19 protein-coding genes are annotated in these 22,906 nt (G+C 66.2%); 2 read left to right on the forward strand and 17 right to left on the reverse strand.

The genetic code is table 11. The features are described 5' to 3' along the window. Positions 1-83: 83 nt before the first annotated feature. Positions 84-995, forward strand: coding sequence for a DMT family transporter (locus tag F3J20_RS05195; protein WP_167042322.1), 912 nt, complete (start codon positions 84-86; stop codon positions 993-995). A gap of 374 nt (positions 996-1,369) precedes the next feature. On the opposite strand, the gene F3J20_RS05200 is transcribed toward F3J20_RS05195, so the two are convergent. From F3J20_RS05200 to F3J20_RS05225, 6 genes are all read right to left on the reverse strand, one after another. Then, the gene (locus F3J20_RS05200) at positions 1,370-2,287 is read right to left on the reverse strand and encodes an MBL fold metallo-hydrolase (protein ID WP_167042324.1); all 918 of its coding nucleotides are present in this window, start codon (positions 2,285-2,287) and stop codon (positions 1,370-1,372) included. Then, positions 2,284-2,757, reverse strand: a complete 474-nt coding sequence (locus F3J20_RS05205; RefSeq protein WP_167282294.1) for a MaoC family dehydratase — start codon at positions 2,755-2,757, stop codon at positions 2,284-2,286. The genes F3J20_RS05200 and F3J20_RS05205 overlap by 4 nt, the downstream gene beginning before the upstream one ends. Next, positions 2,754-2,993, reverse strand: a complete 240-nt coding sequence (locus tag F3J20_RS05210; protein WP_167042328.1) for a DUF1289 domain-containing protein — start codon at positions 2,991-2,993, stop codon at positions 2,754-2,756. Before F3J20_RS05210 ends, F3J20_RS05205 begins: the two co-directional genes overlap by 4 nt. An 8-nt stretch (positions 2,994-3,001) precedes the next feature. Next, positions 3,002-3,523 (reverse strand): YbaK/EbsC family protein, encoded by a 522-nt coding sequence (locus F3J20_RS05215; RefSeq protein ID WP_167282296.1) that lies wholly within the window; start codon positions 3,521-3,523, stop codon positions 3,002-3,004. Positions 3,524-3,581: 58 nt separating this feature from the next. Further along, positions 3,582-4,508 (reverse strand): hydroxymethylglutaryl-CoA lyase, encoded by a 927-nt coding sequence (locus F3J20_RS05220; protein WP_167282298.1) that lies wholly within the window; start codon positions 4,506-4,508, stop codon positions 3,582-3,584. 128 nt (positions 4,509-4,636) lie between these two features. Continuing rightward, on the reverse strand, positions 4,637-5,578 hold the full coding sequence (locus F3J20_RS05225; protein ID WP_167282300.1) for a glyoxylate/hydroxypyruvate reductase A: 942 nt from the start codon (positions 5,576-5,578) through the stop codon (positions 4,637-4,639). A gap of 388 nt (positions 5,579-5,966) precedes the next feature. Here F3J20_RS05225 and F3J20_RS05230 point away from each other — a divergent pair, with 388 nt between their 5' ends. Then, entirely contained in the window at positions 5,967-6,569 is a 603-nt protein-coding gene (locus F3J20_RS05230) for an alpha/beta hydrolase (RefSeq protein WP_167282302.1), read from the forward strand. A 213-nt stretch (positions 6,570-6,782) separates the two neighbouring features. Here F3J20_RS05230 and bioB read toward each other — a convergent pair whose 3' ends face one another. The 11 genes from bioB to aceK all read right to left on the reverse strand — a co-directional run bounded on the left by bioB (position 6,783) and on the right by aceK (position 22,865). Beyond that, positions 6,783-7,880: a biotin synthase BioB gene (gene bioB / locus F3J20_RS05235; protein ID WP_167282304.1), complete on the reverse strand. Its 1,098-nt coding sequence runs from the start codon at positions 7,878-7,880 to the stop codon at positions 6,783-6,785. Between the two features lie 53 nt (positions 7,881-7,933). Then, entirely contained in the window at positions 7,934-8,674 is a 741-nt protein-coding gene (bioD, locus tag F3J20_RS05240) for a dethiobiotin synthase (RefSeq protein ID WP_167282306.1), read from the reverse strand. Then, the gene (gene bioF, locus F3J20_RS05245; protein WP_167282308.1) at positions 8,671-9,855 is read right to left on the reverse strand and encodes an 8-amino-7-oxononanoate synthase; all 1,185 of its coding nucleotides are present in this window, start codon (positions 9,853-9,855) and stop codon (positions 8,671-8,673) included. Before bioF ends, bioD begins: the two co-directional genes overlap by 4 nt. Continuing rightward, positions 9,855-11,132: an adenosylmethionine--8-amino-7-oxononanoate transaminase gene (gene bioA, locus F3J20_RS05250; protein WP_240162703.1), complete on the reverse strand. Its 1,278-nt coding sequence runs from the start codon at positions 11,130-11,132 to the stop codon at positions 9,855-9,857. The genes bioF and bioA overlap by 1 nt, the downstream gene beginning before the upstream one ends. Positions 11,133-11,692: 560 nt before the next feature. Further along, on the reverse strand, positions 11,693-15,292 hold the full coding sequence (locus tag F3J20_RS05255) for a hypothetical protein (RefSeq protein ID WP_167282312.1): 3,600 nt from the start codon (positions 15,290-15,292) through the stop codon (positions 11,693-11,695). A 187-nt stretch (positions 15,293-15,479) separates the two neighbouring features. Continuing rightward, complete coding sequence (locus F3J20_RS05260; protein ID WP_167042345.1) at positions 15,480-16,805, reverse strand: CocE/NonD family hydrolase; 1,326 nt, start codon at positions 16,803-16,805, stop codon at positions 15,480-15,482. Between the two features lie 604 nt (positions 16,806-17,409). After that, positions 17,410-17,865, reverse strand: coding sequence for a YchJ family protein (locus tag F3J20_RS05265; RefSeq protein WP_167042347.1), 456 nt, complete (start codon positions 17,863-17,865; stop codon positions 17,410-17,412). A gap of 7 nt (positions 17,866-17,872) precedes the next feature. Further along, positions 17,873-19,003, reverse strand: coding sequence for an acyl-CoA dehydrogenase family protein (locus F3J20_RS05270; protein WP_167042349.1), 1,131 nt, complete (start codon positions 19,001-19,003; stop codon positions 17,873-17,875). An 11-nt stretch (positions 19,004-19,014) separates the two neighbouring features. After that, a complete protein-coding gene (locus F3J20_RS05275; protein WP_167282314.1) occupies positions 19,015-19,692 on the reverse strand; it encodes an SDR family oxidoreductase in 678 nt (225 codons plus the stop codon). Positions 19,693-19,766: 74 nt separating this feature from the next. Beyond that, complete coding sequence (locus F3J20_RS05280) at positions 19,767-20,975, reverse strand: acetyl-CoA C-acetyltransferase (protein ID WP_167042352.1); 1,209 nt, start codon at positions 20,973-20,975, stop codon at positions 19,767-19,769. A 72-nt stretch (positions 20,976-21,047) separates the two neighbouring features. Then, a complete protein-coding gene (gene aceK / locus F3J20_RS05285) occupies positions 21,048-22,865 on the reverse strand; it encodes a bifunctional isocitrate dehydrogenase kinase/phosphatase (protein ID WP_167042353.1) in 1,818 nt (605 codons plus the stop codon). Positions 22,866-22,906 lie beyond the last annotated feature (41 nt).

The following is a 22,906-nucleotide window of genomic DNA, read 5'->3' on the forward strand; positions in this document are numbered from 1 at the left end:
GCCGCAACGCTTAAGTTTAGCCATGTATTGGCGCCGGCGGATTGATTACACTGCCCGCATGCAGGTATCGACGGGATCGAATCATGGCTTCAGACAAGCGTTCCAGCGAGATCCGCCGCGGCGCGGCGGAGATGAGCATGGCGATGCTGATGTCGGGCACCATCGGCTGGCTCGTGGTGTCGTCGCAGCAAAGTCCTTTCAACGTGGTGTTTTTTCGCTGCCTCTTCGGCGGCGCGACGCTCGCGCTCGTTTGTGCGGTGCTCGGTCTTTTCCGGCGCGAGCTGTTCTCGTGGAAGATGCTCGGCCTCGCGCTCTTCGGCGGCGTCGCGATCGTCATCAACTGGGTGCTGCTGTTCGCCGCGTATTCGCGCGCGTCGATTTCGATGGCGACGGCCGTCTACAACACGCAGCCGTTCATGCTGGTCGCACTCGGCGCGCTCGTGTTTCGCGAACGCATCAGCGCCTCGACGATGGCGTGGCTCGCGGTCGCCTTCGTCGGCCTCGTGTTCGTCGTGAAGGTCGAGCCGGCCGTGCTCGCGGTGCCGGGGCAGTATCTGGTCGGCGTCGCGTATGCGGTCGGCGCGGCGGCGATGTACGCGGTGTCGTCGATCATCACGAAGCGCTTGAAGGGCACGCCGCCGCATCTGATCGCGCTGCTCCAGGTGGCGCTCGGCGTGCTGCTGCTTGCGCCGTTCGTGCGCTTCGATGCGCTGCCGGCAAGCGGCGCGCAGTGGCTCGAACTGGTTGTGCTCGGCGTCGTGCACACGGGGCTCATGTACGTGCTGCTGTACGGCGCGATCCAGAAGCTGCCGACGTCGATGACGGGGGCGCTGTCGTTCATCTATCCGGTGGTGGCGATCATCGTCGATCGGTTCGCGTTCGGGCAAACGCTCGCGTGGATTCAGGTGCTCGGCGCGGCGCTGATTCTGATTGCGGCGGCCGGCGTCAATCTCGGCTGGCGGATCGTGCCGCGCAAGCGTTGGTCTTCGACGTGACGATGCGCTGGTTTGACGGTTTGATGAATGCCACGCCGCAAACGAAAATGCTACGGATTCCGGAGTAACACGCGCCTGTCATTGTTCATATGAGCGGGCCAATCGCACGGACTCAGGCGCCTGCCGCCGCTTTGCAACCGGCCGTGTATGCGCTTTTGAAACACGCCGTCAAATTTCTGTAGGGAAATCACCGATGCGTTGCAAAAAACAGCACGCGTATTATTCGTACCGACGCTGATCACGTCCAACAGAAGTTCCGCCGCTCGCTTCGTCGAGCGGCTTTCTTTTTGTGGGGACGGTTTGGGCGGCCGGTTCGCCTCAGCGTCTCAGTGCCTCAGTGCCTCAGTGCCTTAACGCCTTAACGCCTTAACGCCTTAACGCCGCGCGACGATGCGCGCGCCATCCACCGCGAGCGGCCCCTGGTGGGCCGCCAGTTCCTCGATCATGCCTCGCAGCAACGCGGGCCATTCACTGCTCGGCTTCAGCAGCGACGCGGCGGCGCGCATTGCGGCCGCCTCGCCGGTCATGCGCAGCAGCGCGTCGAAGCTCATCTCGCGCACTTCGAGCAGCTTGAACACGATCAGCACCTTCAGCGCATTGCGTGCATTGCGCGCGGGATCGGCGCGCAGCCACGCGATGCGCGAAAACGCGCGTTCCAGCGCCTGTTCGACATGCGTGAACGGCGCGCCATGGCCCGGAATCACGACGCGCACGTCGAGCGTCGAGATCGTATCGAGCACCGCCTGCTGTTCGGCGAAGCCGCTCTCGCCTTCGAGCTCGGGAAAGATCACGCCGAAGCCGTTTTCCCAGAGCGCGTCGGCACTGATCAGGATGCGTTCGTCGGCGCAATACAGCATCAGCGAATGCGGATCGTGACCGGGCGCGCCGAGCACCTGCCAGTCGAGCGCGCCGAGCCGCAACTGTGCGCCGGGCGCGATCGTTCCGGTGAAGCCGAAGCGCTCGCAGGTCTGACCGGTGGCGCGAAAGCTCAAGCGGGCTTCGTCCCATTCGCGCACCGCGCTCGCTTCCGATGCTGGAATCAGCGTGCGGCACGGCCATGTCGCCTGCAATAGCGCGTTGCCGCCGCAGTGGTCCGAATGCAGATGGGTGTTGACGATCAGGTCGAGCGGCCGTGTTTTCAGGGCCGAGCGTACCAGCGCGACGGTTTGCGGCGCGTGCGTCGCATAGCCGGTGTCGACGAGCGCGGTGCAGGCGTCGTCGACGAGCAGCACGTTGTTCGACGACAGCCAGCCGCGCTCGAACACGCGCATCGAGGCGGGCAGCGCGATCATGATGGCGCGGGCCCGCCATCCACCTGTTCGGCGGACTCGGTGAGTTTAGGCATGACCAGAATCGTCGACGTGCCGGTCAACATCAGTTCGCCATGCTGATTGACGGCCGAGCCTTCGAGACAGGTCAGATCGCCGTTCAGGCTCGGCTTCCAGTGAGCGTCGCGCACGCGCCAGGTGAGCGTCAGCGTGTCGTGCACATGCACCGCTTTTTTCAGCTTGATGTCGAACTCGAGGCCGAGCGGCTGCGCGTAGGTCGAGAAATGCGTCGCGAGCAGCGCCATGAAATACGCGGTGGGCTGCGTGCCCGAGGCGATCAGCCCGCCGAAGCGGCTTTGCGCCGCATACGCTTCGTCGAGATGCAGCGGGTTCAGATCGTTGACGAGCCGCGAAAACGACTTGATCGAATCCGCCGGGAACGAGACCGTCGAGCTGAACGTCTCGCCCAGCGTGACGACACGCGGCGCGTTCATGGCCGCTCCTTCGTGTGCTTCGCCATGAACTCCGCGTGACGCGCTTCGATCGCGTCCCACACCGCGCGTTTCGCGTCGTCGTCGAAGATCGACCAGCCGGCGATTTCGTCGATCGTGCGCAGGCAGCCTTCGCACCAGCCCGTCGCCGCATCCATCCTGCACACGCTGATGCACGGCGACGGCACCGAGCCGTCGTCGTTCAGGTGCTCGTAGCCGCTGCCGCTCGTCGTCGTCATCGCGGTGCTCAGGCCGTTTCGCGCAGCGCGACGTCGACGACCGGCGCGCCCGTCAGCGCGACCAGCTCCTGTGCGGTCAGGTTGAACACCGCATGCGGATGGCCGGCGGCGGCCCACAGGCTGTCGAGCGCGAGCAGATCGGCGTCGATCAGCGTGACCGGCTCCGTGGCATGGCCGACCGGACAGACGCCGCCAATCGCATAGCCGGTTTTTTCGCGGACGAACTTTGCATCCGCGCGGCCGATTTCGCCGACTTGCGCGGCCACCTTCCGTTCGTCGACGCGATTCGCGCCGCTCGCGATCACGAGCACGGGCGCGTCGTCCTCGCGGCGGCGAAACAGGATCGACTTGGCGATCTGCGCGACCGCGCAGCCGAGTCCAGCGGCGGCTTCGGCAGAAGTCTTGCCGGTTTCCGGCAACATCACGATCCGGCCCGCGTGACCGCGTTCGCGCAGCAGCAGCGCGACGCGGCGCGCCGAGTCGGGCAGCGCGGCGAGATCGTCGGAGTCGAAGGGGGCGAGGTCGCTCATCGTGGGTGATCCTGATTGAGATGTGACGATACGGGTGAGGCGCGCGATTATTCGTTCGTTACGCGCAGGTATTCGCTTCGCTGCGCGCCTTCGCGAGCAGCGCCTTGCCGGCGCGCGACACGTTGGGCCGGCCGATCGCGTTCGAAATGAAATCGCCGATGGCGACCACTTGCGCGAGATCGATGCCGGTTTCGATGCCGAGGCCGTTCATCAGATACAGCACGTCTTCGGTCGCGACGTTGCCGGTCGCGCCCTTCGCATACGGACAGCCGCCGAGCCCCGCGACCGACGCATGGAAAATCTCGATGCCTTCGAGGAGCGCCGCGTAGATGTTGGCGAGCGCCTGGCCATAGGTATCGTGGAAGTGCCCCGACAGATGCTCGCGCGGAAACACCTCGGTGACTGCCTGGAACACTTCGCGCGTGCGCTCCGCGGTGCCGACGCCGATCGTGTCGGCGATATCGATCTCGTCGCAGCCGAGCGCCGCGAAGCGCTGCACCACGTCGACGACGGAAGCCACCGGCACGTCGCCCTGATACGGGCAGCCGAGCGCGCACGACACGCTGCCGCGAATGCGCAGGCCGTGCTCCTTCGCGGCCTGGGCGACCGGCACGAAGCGCTCGATGCTTTCGGCGATGCTGCAATTGATGTTCTTCTGCGAAAACGCTTCGCTTGCCGCGCCGAAGATCACGATCTCGTCGGCACGCGCGGCGACGGCGCCTTCGAAGCCGCGCAGATTCGGTGTCAGCACCGAGTAGATCGTACCGGGACGGCGCTCGATGCCGGCCATCACGTCGGCGCCGTCGGCCATCTGCGGCACCCATTTCGGCGACACGAACGACGCCGCCTCGACGTTGACGAACCCGGCCGCCGAGAGACGGTCGATCAGTTCGATCTTCGTCGCGGTGGGCACGAATTCCTTTTCGTTCTGCAGCCCGTCGCGCGGACCGACTTCGACGATTTTCACCTGCTTGGGTAAGGCCATGATCTGTCTCCGATCCCTTGCGTTTATTGCGATCCCATCTAGGTCCCATCTGAGATGGGGGCCGCCGTTGCTTGCGGCGTTGCTGTCGTTCAGGCCGATGCGCTTCGCCTCGCCTCGCGCGCCCGGCCTCAGTACCCGCGCGCCAGATTCACCACGCCGCTGACCGGCTCGCCGCGCGTCAATGCATCGATCTTGAGCGCGATCTGCGCGATGCCTTCCTCGCGCAACGTCAGCGCCGAGATGTGCGGCGTGATCGTGATGCGCGGCTCGCGCCAGAACGGATGAGCGGCGGGCAGCGGTTCTTCGCGGAACACGTCGAGCGTGGCGGCGGCAAGCTGACCGCTCGCGAGCGCGTCGAGCAGATCCGCCTCGACCAGGTGCGCGCCGCGCGCGATGTTGATCAGATACGCGCCGTGCGCGAGCTTCGCGAAGTTGCGCGCGTTCAGCACGCTCTCGGTGTCGGGCGTGTGCGGCAGCAGATTCACGAGCACCTTCACGCCGTCGAGGAAGGCGTCGAACTGCGTATCGCCCGCGAATGTCGCGATGCCGTCGATCTGCTTCGCGCTGCGGCTATAGCCGCGCACCGGCAGGCCGAATGACGCGAGGGTTCGCGCGACGTGCGTGCCGAGCACGCCGAGTCCGAGTATGCCGACCGTGAAGCTCTCAAGCGGATGCGGCGCGAGTACCTGCCAGCGCCGCTCGTTTTGCAGCACCTGATATTCGTCGAAGCGGCGCTGATAGCGCAGCACCGCGTGCGTCACGTATTCGGCCATCTGCGCGGCCATGCCGGTGTCTTCGAGGCGGATCAGCGATGCGTTGCGCGGCAGGGTGCCTGGATGCTCGCGTTCGAGCGCGAGGATCGCATCGACGCCCGCGCCGAGATTGAAGATCGCGCGCAGCGTATCGCGCCCGGCCAGCATCTCGCGCGGCGGACGCCACACGATCGCGAAGTCGGCCGGCTCCGTATCGCCCGGCTGCCACTCGCGCAATTCGGCGGCGGGCAGCGCACGCGCGAGATTGCGCAGCCAGGCGGCGGCATCGGCATGCGGCATGTAGAAGAGGATTTTCATACGGTCCGGAACGCGTTCGTGGTGGGGGCTGCGGAGGTATCCGGGCCGAGGCCCGCGGGAGCGGGGCGGACCGCCGCCGCGGCAAGCCGGCATGGCGGCAAGGACGGCGGCGGTTGAAGCGCATGGGACGACGCGTGCGGCATCGGGTCTCCTCCCGTGATGGATAGGCCTCATTCTACTTTTTCGACGCGGATTGCGCGCGTTCGCACAGGTTTGCCCTCGTTGGCGCATGGCGTGGCGGGGTTTGGCCGGGTTTCGCCGGATTTTGCCATTCCCCCATTTCCCCATGTTCCCCCTTACCCCGATAACCAAAGCACAAAAACTTGGTTCGCCCGCGCGCCGCGCGGCATGACAATGATTGCCCGGATTCCCGCAGCGAGGCATCTCCATGTTTTCATGCACCCGATCGACATGGCCGCCACGGCTCGTCACCGTGCCCGGTCTGCATGGCAGCGAAGGCGCGCATTGGCAGACGTGGCTGGAGCGGCAGTTCGCGCGCTCGCTGCGCGTCGAGCAGGCCAACTGGGATGCGCCCGATATCGCGCGATGGGCGAAGTCGTTGCGCGATCTGCTCGCGCGCGAACGCGGGCCGTTCGTGCTGGCCGCGCATAGCTTCGGCTGCCTCGCGACCGCGCAGGCGTTGCAGCAGAGCGCGCTCGCGAACGAGGTGGCCGGCGTGCTGTTCGTCGCGCCCGCGAGTCCGCGCAAATTCGCGTTCGCGGGACCGTTCGAGGCGCGGCGTATCGGCGTGCCGTCTATTCTGATCGGCAGCGAAACCGATCCGTGGATGCCGCTCGCCGATGCGCGCGATCTCGCGCAGCGTTTAGGCAGCGCGTTCGTCAATCTCGGCGATGCGGGGCATATCAACACGGCGGCCGGCTTCGGGCCGTGGCCGCGCGCGAAGTACTTCGTCGATACGCTCGTGCATTGCGCGGCGCCGCTGCGCTTTCGCGAAGAGACGTTCGAGGCCGCGCAGCACGCGTTCGTGTGAGCGCTTCGCGCCGCGCATGGGCGGCCACGGTTTTTCATCGTGCCGATGGCGGCAGGTTCGATCGGATCATCGTGCGCTGGACGTCAGCACCGGGTTTCGCGTCAAAAGAAAAAGGCTGCCTCGCGAAACGAGGCAGCCTTGTTTCATGCACGCACGCCCGGCGTATGCGGCCAGGCGGTACAAAGGCGCTGCGAGGCGCAACGATTCAGCGGCTCAGTTCGGCGCCGCATGCTCCTCATGACCCTGCGCACAGCCATGCTCGCAACCGCTCTGTTCGACCGGCATCTGCTGCGCGGCCTCGGCGCGAATGCCGAGACGCGCGAGCAGCTTGCGATCGGCTTCGGCTTGCGGGTTGCTCGTCGTCAGCAACTGGTCGCCGTAGAAAATCGAATTCGCGCCGGCGAGGAAGCACATCGCCTGCAAGGCTTCGTCCATCTGCTCGCGGCCTGCCGACAGACGCACCATCGCGCGCGGCATCGTGATGCGCGCAATCGCGATCGTGCGCACGAACTCGAACGGATCGATCGCTTCGGTGCCGGTGAGTGGCGTGCCTTGCACCTGCACGAGATTGTTGATCGGCACCGATTCCGGATACGGCTCCATGTTGGCGAGCTGCGCGATCAGCCCCGCGCGCTCGCGGCGCGATTCGCCCATGCCGACGATGCCGCCGCAGCACACGTTGATGCCCGCGTCGCGCACGCGTTCGAGCGTGTCGAGACGGTCCTGATAGGTGCGCGTCGAAATGATCTGGCCGTAGAACTCGGGCGACGTATCGAGGTTGTGGTTGTAGTAGTCAAGGCCCGCGTCGCGCAGCGCTTGGGCCTGGTGCGTTTCGAGCATGCCGAGCGTCACGCAGGTTTCGAGGCCCATTGCCTTCACGCCGCGAATCATGTCCTTGATCGGTTCGAGGTGACGGTCCTTCGGATTGCGCCACGCGGCGCCCATGCAGAAGCGCGTCGCGCCGTTCCGTTTGGCAACCTGGGCGGCGGCGAGCACGTCGTCGACGGCCATCAGCTTGTCGGCGGCGAGGCCCGTGTCGTGATGCACCGACTGCGGACAGTACGCGCAATCTTCCTCGCAGCCACCGGTCTTGATCGACAGCAGCGTCGACAGTTGCACGGCGTTCGCGTCGAAATGCTCGCGGTGCGTTTGCTGTGCGCGGAACAGCAGGTCGTTGAACGGCAGTTCGTACAGCGCGACGATATCGGCGACGCGCCAGCGCGCGAGCGGCTTCGCTTCAGCGGCGGCGGGGTTCGGATTGCTGTCGGCGCTCGTGTCGGCGGTACCCGCCGCGATGTTCAGTTGTGTCATGTGATCGATCCTCGTGTACGGATGAAATAGGGTTCAGCGCTGCGAGGCAGCGGCTAGGCCGCGCGCAATCGGCGCAGCGTGTGCAGAAGCGGTTGAAGGTCGAGTTGCCGTGCCGCAAGCTCGGGCGAAAGCGGATCGAGATGCGGCACGATGCCGAGCAGCGGTGCGCCGTAGGCGCGCGAAAGATGCGCGCGAATCGACGCGATGTTTTCGTCGGGGAACGTCATGTCCGGATCGATGCGGTTCGCGACCCAACCCGCCAGCGTGAGGCCGCGCGCGGCGATCGCTTCGGCGGTCAGCAGCGCGTGGCTGATGCAGCCGAGCCGCATGCCGACCACGAGCACGACCGGCAGCTTCAGCGCGACCGCGAGATCGGCGGTGTCCTGCGTCGCGGTCAGCGGCACGCGAAAGCCGCCGACGCCTTCGACCACGACGATGTCCGCGCGCGTCAGCGCTTCCCGATGGCAGGCGACGATATGGTCGAGATCGAACGTCACGTTTTCGAGCGCGGCCGCGATATGCGGCGCAGCCGGTTCCTTCAGCAGATACGGCGTGCGCAGCGCGGGCGGCAGCAGCACGCTCGACGCGGCATCGAGTTGATCCGCGTCTTCGTTGTGCAGCACGCCGTCCACGTCGAACGCGCCCGCGGCGATCGGCTTCATCGCGGCCGCTTGCAGACCCTCGCGCACGAAGCCGCGCAACAGCGCCGACGACACGAACGTCTTGCCGATTTCCGTATCGGTGCCGGTGACGAACAGCGACAGCGCCTCGCCGGTGGAATTCTTATGACTCATGCGCCGCGCCCTTCGAGTTGTTGCAGGCCCGCTGCGAGCCGGTCGAGGTCCGCATGCGAATGCGCGGCCGAGAGCGAAATACGCAGACGCGACGTGCCGGTGGGCACGGTCGGCGGCCGGATCGCGGGCACCCACAAACCGGCGCGATCGAGCGCGGCGGCGAGGTCGAGCGTCGCATCGTTCGCGCCGATGATGAGCGGCTGCACGGCGGTGCGCGAGTCGACGGGCAGCCATGGCGTCGCCTTCAGCATCGCGCGCGTGCGCTCGATCAGCTGCCGAAGATGCGCGCGCCTCGCCTCGCCTTCCTCGCCGCCGATGATGCGCAGGCTCGCCGACACCGCATGCGCGGCCGCCGGCACCGACGCGGTCGTGAAGATATACGGACGCGCGCGCTGCACGAGCCATTCGATCACAGTCGCATGCGCGACGACGAACGCGCCCGAGACGCCGGCCGCCTTGCCGAGCGTGCCGATCGAAATCAGATGCGGCGAGCGCAGCGCGGCCTGCGCAACCGCGCCACGGCCTTGCGGGCCGAGCACGCCGAAGCCGTGCGCATCGTCGACGATGAGCCAGGCGCCGTGCCGTTCCGCGAGTTCGAGCAGACGCGGCAGCGGGGCGATGTCGCCGTCCATGCTGAACACGGTGTCGGAGACGATCACCTTGACGTCCGACGCCGAGGCTTCGAGCAGTGCGCTTAAGGCGTCCATGTCGCCGTGCGGATAGACCTGCACATCGGCGCGCGACAGCCGCGCGCCGTCGATCAGCGAGGCGTGATTGAGCGCATCGGAGAACAGCGTCGTGCCGCGGCCCGCGAGCGCGGTCACCGTCGCGAGGTTCGCCATATAACCGGTGCTGAAATACAGCGCGCGCGGGTCGTCGACGAAGCCGCCCGCGAATTCCGCGAGATCGTCTTCGAGTTGCGCATGCGCGCGCGAGTGGCCGCCGAGCAGATGCGAGCCGCCGCTGCCCGCGCCGTACCGGCGCGCGCCTTCGGCGATGGCCTCGATCAGTTGCGGATGCGCGGCGAGGCCGAGGTAGTCGTTGCTCGCGAAGCCGATGATCTCGCGGCCGTCGACCGTCATGTGCGCGGCGCAGGGCGTATCGGCGGTGCGGCGGCGACGGCGCAATCCGCGCGCGTCGATGTCTGCGAGCCCTGCGGCGAGCGTGTCGAGCAGATGCATCAGCGGATCTCTGCGAGCGTGGCGTCGAAGGTCTCGCGCGTGCGGGCGGCAAGCAGCGCGAGTTCTTCGTCGTCGAGGATGTACGGCGGCATCAGGTACACGGTGGTGCCGATCGGGCGCAGCAATAACTCGCGCTGCAACGCGTTGTCGAAGAAGCGGCGCGAAAACGTTCGGGCCTGCTGAGCATCGTCGATCACCGCATCGAATGCGAAGAGCGTGCCGCACTGGCGCAGATTGCGCACCTGCGCATGCCCGGCGAGCGGCGCGAGCGCGGCTTTCAGCGTGGCCGACTTGCGTGCGTTCGCGGCGAGCACGTCGTCGCTCGCGAACAGGTCGAGCGTCGCGAGCGCCGCGCGGCACGCGAGCGGATTGCCGGTGTACGAGTGCGAGTGCAGGAAGCCGCGCGCGGTGTCGTCGTGGTAGAAGGCCGCGAAGATCTCGTCGCGCGACAGCACGATCGACAGCGGCAGATAACCGCCGCTGATGCCTTTCGACAGACACAGGAAGTCCGGCCACACGCGCGCCTGTTCGCAGGCGAAGAAGGTGCCGGTGCGTCCGCAGCCGACCGCGATTTCGTCGGCGATCAGATGCACGCCGTATGCGTCGCACAGCGCGCGCAAGCCCGCGATATACGACGCGTCGTGCATCGCCATGCCGGCCGCGCATTGCACGAGCGGCTCGACGATCAGCGCGGCGATGCGGTTCGCGCGCGCGTCGAATAGCGTGCGCACGTTGTCGAGCGCGCGGCGCGCGACGTCGGCGGCGGTCTCTCCCGACTGAGCGAGCCGCGCATCGGGCGAGGCGACGACATGCGCGTGACGGATCAGCGGATCGTAGGCGTCCTTGAACAGCGCGACGTCGGTCACGCCGAGCGCGCCGATCGTCTCGCCGTGGTAACTGTTGGCGATGCAGACGAATTCCTGCTTGTCGGCAAAGCCCCGGTTGCGCCAGCTGTGGAAGCTCATCTTCAGCGCGATCTCGACCGCCGACGCGCCATCCGAGGCGAAGAACGCGTGGCCGAGCGTGTTGCCGGTCAGCGCGCCGAGACGTTCGGCGAGTTCGACGGCGGGCTCGTGCGTGCAGCCGGCGAGCATCGCGTGTTCGAGCGTATCGAGCTGGTCTTTCAGCGCCGCGTTGATGCGCGGGTTCGCGTGACCGAACAGATTGACCCACCACGAACTGATCGCGTCGAGATAGCGATGGCCGGCGCGGTCGTAGAGCCACGCGCCCTGACCCCGCGCGACGGGCACGAGCGGCAGACGTTCGTGGTGCTTCATCTGCGTGCACGGATGCCATACCGCGCGCAGGCTGCGGGCGACCCAGTCGTCAGGGGCGTTCGAGGACGTCCCTGGCGGGGCGACGGAAGGTACTGCTGAATTGTCCAAAAAGGTACTCCAGGATGCTTTTTTGCCGCTAGCGCGCGAGGGTGTTTGGGCGCCTTTGTTTTGAGCCCTTTTTCAGGGCTTTTTCGACGTGCCGATGGGACTGTTCGCACCACGGCACGCGGGCCTCGGCGCGCGCACGGGGTCGAGATTAGCGGTTTCTTTAATCGCGCGCATCAGCGACTTGAGGCGCGGTTTTCCTTGTGGCGCCGGGGTTTGGCGCCGTTCGGCGCAACTGGAATCACTTTGGGATCGAAGCCCGCCGATCGCCGCAGATGACGACGTCAAAGTAATGGGCTATGACCGGCGGGAATTGGCGGGAATGAGCGGAAATCGGCGGCGAGCAGGTTTTTTTCGGGCCGGCTGCTCGGCTGCGCCACATGATGCGCTCACATGAATCGCCGACAGGACGGCCGTGCCGGAACCGGCCGCATCGGGCACGCAGGCGGCGACGCTTAGGCCTGCCTCGGCCACACGCCGTCGAGCCTGTCGGTGTCCTTGGGCGTGAGTTTGAGCGATTCGACTTCCCGTTCGCCGCGCGAGCCCTTCGTCGCCGTCATCTGCAAGCCCATGCGCAGGCCCACGGCCACCTGACGATCGTTGGCCTGCACGGCCATCAGCTCGGTCGGCAGCCAGGCGTTGTCGCTGCGAAGAAGCGCATCGCGCCGTTGCGTCAGGACGTCGATCTTGCCGCGCTCGTCCTCGCGATTGCGCGTCTTCAGCATCGCGATCTGGTCGTCGAGCGCATCGGCGCCGATCGCCGCGTGACTGCGCAGACGCCGCCGCGCGACAAAGCGAAGATTCTGCACCTCGTTGGCCGAGAGATCGGACAGATACTTCTCGATGCGCCGCCGCCCTCGCTCCATCGTCGCCGTCAGGTTGCCGCCCTCGGGCATCGGCTCGCCCGGCGCGACGCCGAACGTGAGCTGCCACGCCGGGTCTTCGCGCAAGGCTTTCTTGTAGTCGTTGAGACTCGAAAACTCGGTGTCGGCGAGCGAGGTGCGCGCCTGGAGCCTGCCGCCCTCGCGCACGAGCGTGGCCTTCGCCTGGTGAAAACCGTCGTAGATCGGTATTTCGAGCGACACCGCGTTCGGCGCGAACACCGAGACGCTCGCGATGTCGGTGGGGTCGGCGCCGCTGGCGCCGGTCTTCTCGACCTTGTCGCTGACGCTGAAGTTCGCACCCGCCTGGAACGTCACGCGATTGCCGCGCCCGAAGCGGTGCGATTCGATCTGCGTGTGACCGGCCTCGTCCTGCACGTCGAGCGTGGCCTTGTAGACGCGGTCGTGCGAAACGCCGACGATCCCGTTGGTGCGCGCCGACACCGTGCCCGTGCCGATCTTGAGCCCGGGCCGGAACGTCAACGATTCGCCGTGGTGGCGCACCGCGCCTTTCTGATTGTTCCAGGCGACGGAGAAATCGTCGTTGTTCAGAAACTGCTTGCCGAGATGGCCCCACAGTTCGTCGCCGCTGCGGCCGCGTCCGGCGTTGTCGAACAGATAGTTGTTGATCTGGGTGAGCTGTTCCTTGCTGCGGTCGTCGTCATAGGCATCTTTATCGCTGCGAAGACGGCGGGCCATGCTCAGATCGACCGTGCATTGCTCGGTGTCGTCCCACTCGTGCGCGGCTTCGAGGTTGCCCGCGAGGCGCGCCATGCCGAAATCGTGGCCGACCTGCAGGCCGGCACCCGCGCTCGCTCGCGCGCGCTTCTGCGTGCCGAAGCTGATCTTGTACGCGGGCGTCGAGCGGCTGTATTCGAGTACGGCCTGACGCCCGCGCGAGCTTTGCAGGTTCAGGCGCGGCGCGACCAGCGGGAGCGAGGCCGCTGCTGCGCTCACGCCTCGCGTGCTCAGACCGACTATGCCGCCTTCGGTCACGATGGCCTTGCCGCCGCCTTCGAGGTTGGCGATGATGCGCGCGCCCACGGCACGGTAATCCTCGTTCGTATCGCCGGCGGGCTTGATTGCCTTGCCGAGCGCAACCCGGTCGATGACGTCGAGCGCATGGTCCAGCGCATCGCTATTCGCGGTGCCGGTGCCTTTGGCGTAGGACTTGTGCCACTTGCGAAGCAGCTTCGCGTCGATGATGCCTGCTCCGCCGGGCAACTGCTTGCGGATCGCCTTGCGCGCGTCGTCGGCGTTGCCGCCGTTCTCCGGCGTGGCGAGCCGCGCGCGGAACGCCGCGAGCGCTTTCGCTTTGCGGCCGGCGCGAAACCCCGAGGCCGGCGCGCCGCCGGGCGTATCGAGATGCGTGCGCAGACGTTCGGCGATTTCGTCGATCACGCTGTCGTCGAGAGGGGCTTCGAACTTTCTTGCATCGCTGCCTTCGGGGCGACCGGCGAGCACCTGAAGCAGCGTGCGGCTCACGAGGTCGGAGACCGTACCGTCGCCCTTGACACCCGGCTCGCTCGCCGGGGCGCCGGACGCCGCGTTTTCACCCGTCGACAGCGCCCGGTTCAGTTCGTCGATCATCTTGCCAGTGGCCTTGTCGAGTGCCTGTTCGTCTTTGTCCCACGAGCCGAGGCCCGTGCCTTCGATGCCGCCCTGCATCGCCACGAGCGGGCTTTTGTTGAAGCCGAACGGCCGTCCAATCGATTTGTACCATTGGCGATTGAGGCCGCGCTGCCGGGCCACCGGCATCGCGCCGTCGCCGTGTTGGCCGTCCTGTTCGGGGCGAGTCGACGTCGCCCGCGGCACCGTTTGATTAAGGAAGCGTTCGAGGCGGTTCTTGCTCGCGGCGAGCGGTGTGCCGGCGCCGTCGGCAAAAAAGCCCTGACGGGCGGCAAGCAGCGCGCCCGCTTCGCGCGTGCTCATCTGCTCCAGATCGTTCACGCGCATCAGCTTCGTGGCCGCGAGAGCGATCGAGGCAAGATGCCGTTGGGTGTGGGCCGTGGTGTCGTTGCGCGCGGGTGCCGGGCTATTCAGAATGCGCTGCGCGCTTCGCTCGATGCTAGGCGGATCGGCGTCGAGCGGCGTGTGTCCGTTCGTCCGCGCGAGCAGCTCGGCGGCCTGAAGCCAGGCGCGCGGCGCGAAGCGTGCTTCGCCATCGCTGGGCCAATGCTGTCCCGCGATTTCGCGCAGGCTCTCGAAACCGCCCGCCGTCATGGACAGTTCCTGGGCGGCGCGCCAGGCGCGTGCTTCGAGGTTGCGTGTATCGAGGTCGTGTGTCTGAGTCGCGGATGTCGAAGGCGCGCCGTCGTTGTCGCGCGACGCGAGGTGAATGTCGGCGATGTCGGCGCGCGGCGCGCTACGGGCGAAATCGTCGAAGACCGCCAGCATCGAGGCGTCAAGGGTGGTGGTGGGCGCGGGTGCCGGTGCCGCTGATGGTGCCGTTGCGGGCTGGCGCGGCTGGACCGCTGCGCCAGTGTCGAAACTCAGTCCCGCCTGCATGCGGCCGAACACCTGTTGCGCGATCTCAAGGTCTCCACCCGAAGCCGTTTCCAGCGCGCTCAACACCAACGCGCGCTGCATCGTCCGCACCTCGTGAAATTGCGAGTTGGGCAATTTCAACAGCGCCTCATCGATCTGGTCCGTCAGCCCTTCGAGTTGGTCTGGCTTCGCACGGGGGAAAAAGCGCACGGGCATCCGGCCGGTTTCGAGATCCTCGCTGGCCCCGAGATGCGCGGGGGCTGTGTTCATGACGCCCGGGTTCCCGCCTCGACGTGCATGGAAACTCTCCAGCGCTTTCTGCATGGAGCTCACGGGTTTGGGCGCTGCCGAGCGCCGATCGGGAAAGGCAAACTCGGCGGCCTGGCTCTCATCGCCGGCGACGACCGGCGGCATCTTCACCGCCTTGCTGGCATCGACGGTATGCGACGGCAGGACCGGTTTGCCCTTTGTGCTGAACCTGAAGAGCGATCCGAGGGTGACGTCGGCGGCCTTGTGCGTCACGTGCAGGCGCGGCTTCAGTCCTTCGAGCAAGCCGCCGCTGCGCTCAGGCGTGGGCGGTGCGGCCGGTCGGGAGGTGGACGCGGCGGAGGCGTTCTGCGGGGTGGCGCCTTGCAGTTGCGAGACTGCGGCATCCCTGCGGGAGGTGGGCTGGATCGGATTGTTCATGGGCGGTCGGAAGCAATAGCGGCATGCGGCCCACTATCGATTTGCCCGATGACGCTCCAGTGACCCGTGCGAAGCGAGCGCGCAAACAGCGAAGTTCCTTGTCCTAACTTATGCGCAGCAGATAGAGGGTGAAATTCCTCGTCTCGATTTATGCGAAACAGCTAGAAAGGCCGGCGCTACGCGCGCTTCACTCGCGGCTCGCAATGGCGTGCCGGCCATCGGCATCGGCCGTCGGCGCAGAACCGTTCGCATCCGCCGTCTGCGAAGCCTGGTTGTTCCACACGACGGCGTTGTCGACCGCATACAGGCGGCAGGGATCGGCGCTCTGCTTCTGGCAATTGTTGATCGCCACCGACATCGGATTGTCGCCGCCCTCGGCCCACGACCACGCGCCCGAATCCGACACCGCAAACGCGCGGCTCGGATACTGATGCAGGAAGTTGCGATAGCCGTCGCGGCCCGCCGCGTCGAGATACGGCACCGCATCGACCGCGTCGAGCGCGGCAAAGCCGGTGGCCTTCGGCGCGGACGGATCGGCCACGCGATACTGCACGGCCGTCGGCATGCCGGCGCGCGCGAGGAACGACTCGACGGCCGGCCACCACACGTGCACGCCGTCGCGATCGCCGACCAGCCGATGCGCGTCGTTCTTGTAGTTGCCGAAATCGACCATCTTCGCGCTCGCACCGTGCGCGCCATAGGCGGCATACATGCCGGCGACGAGCGGCGCGTTCCAGACCGAGTCGTTGTCGCCGTACAGCCACAGCGACGGTACTTTGCTCTTTTCGCCATACGCGCCGAACGCGCGTGTCAGATTGCCCTGCCAGTCGGTGCAGGCGTCCTGGCGCAGGCCGCCCGAGAAATTGATCAGCGCGCGCACGCCCGGCGCGGCTTCGGTGCCGTAGGCGATCGTCGCGAGACCGCCGTGCGAGGTGCCGGCTACCGCGATATGCGCCGCGTCGACATACGATTGCTTTGCCATGTAGTCGATCGTGGCGGCCACGTCGCTCGCCTGGCCGAGACCGTTGAGTTCGACGTCGCAGCCGTCCTGCTCGTACACGCCGTCCGAATGGCCGAAGCCCTGGCGGTTCGGCGCGACCACCACGTAACCGCGGCGGACGAATTCGCGTGCGAACGGCAGCGGGTCGCTGCGTTCCTGCAGGTGCGGATCGCCCGGAATCTTGCCGTGGTTGAACACGATCATCGGGAACGGGCCGGGGCCGTCCGGTTTGTAGATCGTCGTTTCGAGCGTGATCGAGCCATCCGCGTTGACCGGCACGCGGATGATCTGCTCGTTCAGGTGCGCGGTCGGCAGATAGGCGTCGTCGTCGAGCGCGATGCGCGGCACGCGGGCGCGCGTGAGCGGTCCGCCCTGGTTGTCGGTGAGCGGCGTGGCGTTCAGCTTGGAGGAGGTCGACGCGTAGGAGAGCGGATCGGCATGTGCGATCGCGACAGCGCAAGTGGTCGCGGCGCAGACCGCCGCACACTTTTTCAGAACCTTGCTCAACACCATTGACGCACCTGCCTGAAAGACCTGTCCTGAACTCCGTGCGGTCCGTTCCTCGACAACGCTTGCTGACAGCCTGCTTTCGTCAGCGTTTTCGACAAACAGACTCACTCGCGTACGTTGTGCGCCAAGCGCACGCACGCCAATCGAGATCGCACGGGATGAACCCAACGGCCGACGCGACCCCACGCGCCGATGATGAGCGTCACTTCATGCACTGCGAACCGCCGCGGCTCGCGTTGACGTGGCGGCCGGCACGGTTTCCTGCGCATGTCGCGGAGCGGGTGTGACCCGCTCTCGCAAGGTGACGTCATGAAACAACGGACTCATCCTGGCACGACAATTTTGTTTTGTGCAATCAAGGAGAACCCGCGCCGCAGAAATTGCCGGACCCGCGCCGGGGCCCGCAAAGCCACGGCGGGCGGGCCTGGGCGCGGGATGGCGGCAAGTGGCGAACGATGGTCGGTTGCGTGCTGTGGTGCGAGGCCAACACGAAAAAAAGCCCTGATCGAGGGCTGTCGGTGCGGTGGTGTGCCGACCCTGGCGTCAGCCGGTGAAGGGGAAGAGAAAGGTTCGGCGCGCGCTGACGGCAATGCTGATGCGATGAGGCTTACTCGCTGACGTCGCCGTCGACGTAGCGCCAGCGGCCGTCGTCGCCGCGCACGAAGCGGCTCAGTTCATGCAGCCGATGCGCGCGTCCGCCCACCTTGTAGCGCGCGATGAACTCGACGGTTGCGTGATGCGCGTCGCTCTCGGCGAACGACTTGATCTGCAGTCCAAGCCAGCGCGGCGCGCCGGGCGCGTTGGGGGCCGCGTCGAGATCGGCGGGGCAGGTGCGCGCATCCCACGTCGCGCGCAGATAGTCGTTCGCGCCGAGCACGTAGGCGCTGTAGCGCGAGCGCATCAGTTCGAGCGCGCGCGGCGCCGTTTCGCCGCCGTCGATGTAGCGTCCACAACATTGCGCGAAGCGCGGCGCTCGCGTGGCGGCGCCGCTGCGTGGCTCGGGGGTGGCGCCGCCGCATGGGCAGTCGGCGGGTCGTTGCTGCGACAGCAATGGCTTGTTCATCGATATTTCAGTTCAGCGCGCGAGCGATCAGGATCTTCTGGATGTCGCTCGTGCCTTCGTAGATTTGACATACACGCACATCGCGGTAAATCCGCTCGACCGGGAAGTCGCTCAGATAACCGTAGCCGCCGTGAATCTGCAAGGCCGCCGAACAGATGCGCTCGGCGGCTTCCGAGGCGAACAGCTTGGCCATCGCGGCTTCGGTCAGGCAGGGTTGGCCGGCGTCCTTCAGCGAGGCCGCATGCCAGATCAGCTGACGCGCGGCTTCGAGTTGCGTCGCCATCTCGGCGAGACGGAACTGTACCGCCTGATGCGAAAAAAGCGGCGCGCCGAAGCTCTCGCGCTCCTTCGCATAGCCCAATGCCGCCTCGAACGCGGCGCGCGCCATGCCGACGCTTTGCGCGGCGATGCCGATGCGCCCGCCTTCGAGTCCCGACAGCGCGATCCGGTAGCCTTCGCCTTCGGCGCCGATCCGGTTCGCGGCCGGCACGCGGCAATTCTCGAAGACGATCTGCGCGGTATCCGACGAATGCTGGCCGAGCTTTTCTTCGATGCGCGCGACCCCGTAGCCGGGCGTATCGGTCGGCACGATGAACGCGCTGATGCCGCGCTTGCCCGCGGCTTTATCGGTGACGGCCATGACGATCGCCACCTGGCCGTTCCTGCCGCTCGTGATGAACTGCTTGACGCCGTTCAGCACGTAGCTGTCGCCATCGCGTGTGGCGGTGGTGCGTAGCGCCGAGGCGTCGGAGCCCGCCTGCGGCTCGGTCAGGCAGAACGCGCCGAGCATGTCGCCGCGCGCGAGCGGCGTGAGCCAGGCGCGTTTCTGCGCGTCGTTGCCATAGCTCAGGAGGATGCTGCACACGGGGCAGTTGTTGACCGAGATGGCAGTCGAGGTGCCGCCGTCGCCGGCCGCGATTTCTTCGAGAATCAAGGCGAGCGCAAGGGCGTCCATGCCCGCGCCGCCATAGGCTTCGGGCACGAGCACGCCATACGCGCCGAGTTCGGCGAGCTGGCGATGCACGTCGCGCGGAAACGTGCGTTCGCGGTCCCAGGCGGCCGCATAGGGCGTGATTGCTTCGCGCACGAAGGTGCGCAGCGCGTCGCGCACCATCAGGTGATCCTGATCGAGCACCATGGTCTAGTTCCTTACCAGTCGAGCTGTGTGCCGTCGTATTGAAAGAAGCGGCCGTGGAACGCGTCGCGCGCGGCCGCGGCTTGGGCGAGCACGTCGCGCATGCCGGCGACGCTGTGCGCCGGATCGAGCGCCGCCTGTGCGCCGCCCATGTCGGTGCGCACCCAGCCCGGATGCAGCGACACGCAGGTCGCGCGGCGCGTTTCGAGCGAGGCGAGCTTCAGCACGTCGTTCAGCGCGGCCTTGCTCGCGCGATAGAGCCAGCCGGTCGTGCCGGTTGCATCGGCGATGCTGCCCATATGGCTCGAAATCACCGCGAACACGCCGTTCGCATCTTCGACGAGCGGCAGCACGATCGGCATCAGTTGCATCGGGCCGCGCACGTTCGTGTGCATGACGTGATCGAAGTCTTCGGCCGTGATCGTTTCGATGCCTTCGGTGCGCGGGCCGTACACGCCCGACACGAGAATCGCCGCATCGAGCCGTTCGCCGTCGAGCTTCCAGCCGAACGCGGCGATGTCCTCGGGCGCGGTCACGTCGAGTGCGAAGGTTTCGGCGCCGAGTTCATTGAGCGCGTCGAGCGCGGCGCCGTCGCGCGCGGTGGCGAGCACGCGCCAGCCGCTCTTCCTGTACTGCCGTACGAATTCCTGGCCGATGCCGCGTGACGCACCGACGATCAACACTGTTTTCATCGCATTCCTCGCTTGTTTCTCATTCATTGCCGGCGCGGCTTCGGCGCCGTGAATCAGGTGTCGAAGCCGGCGCGTCAGACGAGTTCGATACCCATCGCCGTCGCCTCGCCGCCGCCGATGCACAGCGTCGCGACGCCGCGCCTGTCGCCGCGCTTGCGGAGCGCGCCGATCAGCGTGACGAGAATGCGCGCCCCCGAGGCGCCGATCGGATGGCCGAGCGCACATGCGCCGCCATGCACGTTGACCTTGTCGTGCGGCAAGCCGTGCTCCTTCATCGCGGCCATCGTGACGACCGCGAACGCTTCGTTGATCTCGTACAGATCGACCTCGCCGGCACGCCAGCCGTTCTTTCCGAACAGCTTATGGATGGCGCCGACCGGCGCGGTGGTGAACTTCGCGGGCTCCTGCGCGAAGGTCGAATGACCAACCACGCGCGCGAGCGGCGCGACGCCGAGCCGCTTCGCCGTCGATTCGCGCATCATCACGAGCGCGGCGGCGCCGTCCGAGATCGACGACGAATTCGCCGCCGTCACGGTGCCTGTCTTGCTGAACGCGGGCTTGAGCGTCGGGATCTTTTCGAGGTTGGCCTTGAACGGCTGCTCGTCGTGCGTGATCGTGACCTCGCCCTTGCGGCTCGCCACCTTGACCGGTGCGATTTCCCAGTCGAACGAGCCGTCCTCGTTCGCGCGCTTTGCGCGGTTCAGCGATTCGACCGCGAACGCGTCCTGCGCCTCGCGCGTGAAAGCGAACGATGCCGCGCATTCCTCGGCGAACGTGCCCATCAGACGGCCTTTTTCGTAGGCGTCTTCGAGGCCGTCGTAGAACATATGGTCGAGCACCTGGCCGTGGCCCATGCGCATGCCGCCGCGCGCCTTCGGCAGCAGGTACGGCGCATTCGTCATGCTCTCCATGCCGCCCGCGACGATCACGTCGAGCGAGCCGGCCGCGAGCATGTCGTGCGCGAACATCGCCGCGCGCATGCCCGAGCCGCACATCTTGTTGACGGTCGTGCAGCCGGTGGCGAGCGGCAAGCCCGCGCCGAGCGCGGCCTGGCGCGCGGGCGCCTGGCCGAGGCCGGCGGGCAGCACGCAGCCCATCACCACTTCGTCGATCTGCCCGGGTTTCAGGCCTGCGCGCTGCACGGCGGCTTCGATCGCGACCGCGCCGAGTTGCGGCGCGGCGAGTGCCGCGAAGTCGCCCTGAAAGCCCGCCATCGGCGTGCGCGCCGCGCTGACGATCACGATCGGATCGGCGTGGGCGCCGCTGGGGTTCGTCTCACTCATGGTTCTGCTCCTTGGTCATAGCCTGGATGGCTAGCGTCGCGCGTGGCCTGATGCGAATCCTCGTGAGATTTATCAGGCCACGCGCACGTCGGGTTCGTCGGCCTGCGTATCGGATACCTTACTGAAGCGCTCCGGATAGCGTACGCAAAAGCGCACGCTCTGGTCATACGGGAAAAAGTCGGGCAGCTCGCCCTTCAGCAGATGATCCTTGTGCCTTTGCCACAACGCCGGATCGAAGAAGTCCGCGTGATGCTGCATGAACGAGCGGCGCACGCGCGGATCGCCGAGCAGAAACGTGCCGTACGTCTCCGGGAAAATATCGTGCGGACCGATCGCGTACCACGGCTCGCCCGACATTTCGTCTTCCTCGTTGCGCGGCGGCGGCACCACGCGCACGTTGCAGTCGGTCAGGTATTCGATCTCGTCGTAGTCGTAGAACACGACGCGGCCATGACGCGTGACGCCGAAGTTCTTGTACAGCATGTCGCCGGGGAAGATGTTCGCCTGAATCAGTTCCTTCACCGCGTCGCCGTATTCCTTGATGCCGTGTTCGACGTCGTCGTCGTTGCCGTTCTGCAGGAACAGGTTCAGCGGCACCATGCGCCGCTCGATGTACATATGGCGGATCACGAGGTTCGCGCCCTCGTATTCGATCAGCGAGGGCACTTCCTTTTCGAGTTCGCGCAGGAGCGTTTCGTCGAGCCGCGAAAGCGGCAGCGCGACGCTCGAATATTCGAGCGTGTCGGCCATGCGGCCGAGGCGATCGTGGCGCTTGACGAGCTGATACTTCTCCTGGATCTGCGCGCGCGTGGTGTCCTTCGGCGGCGGGAAGTTGTCCTTGATGAGCTTGAAGACGTACGGAAACGACGGCAGCGTGAACACGAGCATCACGAGTCCCTTGATGCCGGGCGCGATGATGAAGTGATCGCTCGAATGCGAGAGGTGATGCAGCAGATCGCGATAGAACAGGTTCTTGCCCTGCTTCTGCAGGCCGAGCGACGTGTAGATTTCCGCTTTCGGCTTGCCCGGCATGATCGTGCCGAGAAACTCGACGTAGGCCGACGGCACTTCCATGTCGACGAGAAAATACGAATGCGAGAAGCTGAAGATGATGAGCAACTGCTCGCGCCTGAGCAGCACCGTGTCGAGTGCGAGCACGCCCGGCTTCACATGACGCAGCGGCAGCGCGAACGGCAGCAGCGCGTCGCCGTTGATGATGCGCCCGACGATATGCGCCGACTTGTTGCGATAGAACAGCGACGAGAGCACGTGAATCTGGAAGTTCGGCGCTTCGTCGAACACGCCGAACGCGTCGTGGATCGACTGCATCACGCAGCCAACGTCGCGCTGCAGGTCCTCGAACGGCGGATCGAGCTGGAAGTTCGTGACGATCCGTTCGAGCGTCGCCGCGAGGCCATCCTTGCCGGGGTAGTACGCGCGATAGGTCGGCTTTGCAGCGGGCTCGTCGTTCTCGATGTACTCGGTCGAGATCGCCGGGCGCACGAAAATGAAATCGTTGTTGAAATACGAGCGGTGCAGAATCTTGCAGCACACCGAATTGAAGAACGTTTCCGCGCATTCGGGCTGCCGGTGCGTGGTGAGCAGGCCGATGTAATGCAGCTTGATCTGCTGCCACACTTCGCTGTCGATGTTCTCCGCGTCGTATTCGTCTTCGAGCAGTTCCACGCATTCCTGCACGCGATCGTCATAGGACGTGATGCGATCGCGCGCGAGCTTTTGCAGACCGTGCCAGTCGCCCGCTTCGAAAAGCGTTTTCGCGTGAATCGCGGCGTCGCGAAAGACCCGGTAGTGGCGGTCGAACCCTTCGAGCATCGTCTGTGCGACGTCGAAACCGATTTGCGACGACAACAGCTTGGGGAAGTGATTCATGAGACGCGGGCTCCGCGAACGCGAGTCAAGGTCGGAAAAAC

Source organism: Paraburkholderia sp. Cy-641, assembly GCF_011752945.1.
GTDB lineage: Bacteria > Pseudomonadota > Gammaproteobacteria > Burkholderiales > Burkholderiaceae > Paraburkholderia.

What these genes read in the sequence shown, in the direction of transcription:
- F3J20_RS05195 (WP_167042322.1), top strand. Translation starts at nt 84, where the DNA reads ATGGCTTCAGACAAGCGTTCCAGCGAGATCCGCCGCGGCGCGGCGGAG.
- F3J20_RS05200 (WP_167042324.1), bottom strand. Translation starts at nt 2,287, where the DNA reads ATGATCGCGCTGCCCGCCTCGATGCGCGTGTTCGAGCGCGGCTGGCTG.
- F3J20_RS05205 (WP_167282294.1), bottom strand. Translation starts at nt 2,757, where the DNA reads ATGAACGCGCCGCGTGTCGTCACGCTGGGCGAGACGTTCAGCTCGACG.
- F3J20_RS05210 (WP_167042328.1), bottom strand. Translation starts at nt 2,993, where the DNA reads ATGACGACGACGAGCGGCAGCGGCTACGAGCACCTGAACGACGACGGC.
- F3J20_RS05215 (WP_167282296.1), bottom strand. Translation starts at nt 3,523, where the DNA reads ATGAGCGACCTCGCCCCCTTCGACTCCGACGATCTCGCCGCGCTGCCC.
- F3J20_RS05220 (WP_167282298.1), bottom strand. Translation starts at nt 4,508, where the DNA reads ATGGCCTTACCCAAGCAGGTGAAAATCGTCGAAGTCGGTCCGCGCGAC.
- F3J20_RS05225 (WP_167282300.1), bottom strand. Translation starts at nt 5,578, where the DNA reads ATGAAAATCCTCTTCTACATGCCGCATGCCGATGCCGCCGCCTGGCTG.
- F3J20_RS05230 (WP_167282302.1), top strand. Translation starts at nt 5,967, where the DNA reads ATGTTTTCATGCACCCGATCGACATGGCCGCCACGGCTCGTCACCGTG.
- bioB (WP_167282304.1), bottom strand. Translation starts at nt 7,880, where the DNA reads ATGACACAACTGAACATCGCGGCGGGTACCGCCGACACGAGCGCCGAC.
- bioD (WP_167282306.1), bottom strand. Translation starts at nt 8,674, where the DNA reads ATGAGTCATAAGAATTCCACCGGCGAGGCGCTGTCGCTGTTCGTCACC.
- bioF (WP_167282308.1), bottom strand. Translation starts at nt 9,855, where the DNA reads ATGCATCTGCTCGACACGCTCGCCGCAGGGCTCGCAGACATCGACGCG.
- bioA (WP_240162703.1), bottom strand. Translation starts at nt 11,132, where the DNA reads ATGAAGCACCACGAACGTCTGCCGCTCGTGCCCGTCGCGCGGGGTCAG.
- F3J20_RS05255 (WP_167282312.1), bottom strand. Translation starts at nt 15,292, where the DNA reads ATGAACAATCCGATCCAGCCCACCTCCCGCAGGGATGCCGCAGTCTCG.
- F3J20_RS05260 (WP_167042345.1), bottom strand. Translation starts at nt 16,805, where the DNA reads ATGGTGTTGAGCAAGGTTCTGAAAAAGTGTGCGGCGGTCTGCGCCGCG.
- F3J20_RS05265 (WP_167042347.1), bottom strand. Translation starts at nt 17,865, where the DNA reads ATGAACAAGCCATTGCTGTCGCAGCAACGACCCGCCGACTGCCCATGC.
- F3J20_RS05270 (WP_167042349.1), bottom strand. Translation starts at nt 19,003, where the DNA reads ATGGTGCTCGATCAGGATCACCTGATGGTGCGCGACGCGCTGCGCACC.
- F3J20_RS05275 (WP_167282314.1), bottom strand. Translation starts at nt 19,692, where the DNA reads ATGAAAACAGTGTTGATCGTCGGTGCGTCACGCGGCATCGGCCAGGAA.
- F3J20_RS05280 (WP_167042352.1), bottom strand. Translation starts at nt 20,975, where the DNA reads ATGAGTGAGACGAACCCCAGCGGCGCCCACGCCGATCCGATCGTGATC.
- aceK (WP_167042353.1), bottom strand. Translation starts at nt 22,865, where the DNA reads ATGAATCACTTCCCCAAGCTGTTGTCGTCGCAAATCGGTTTCGACGTC.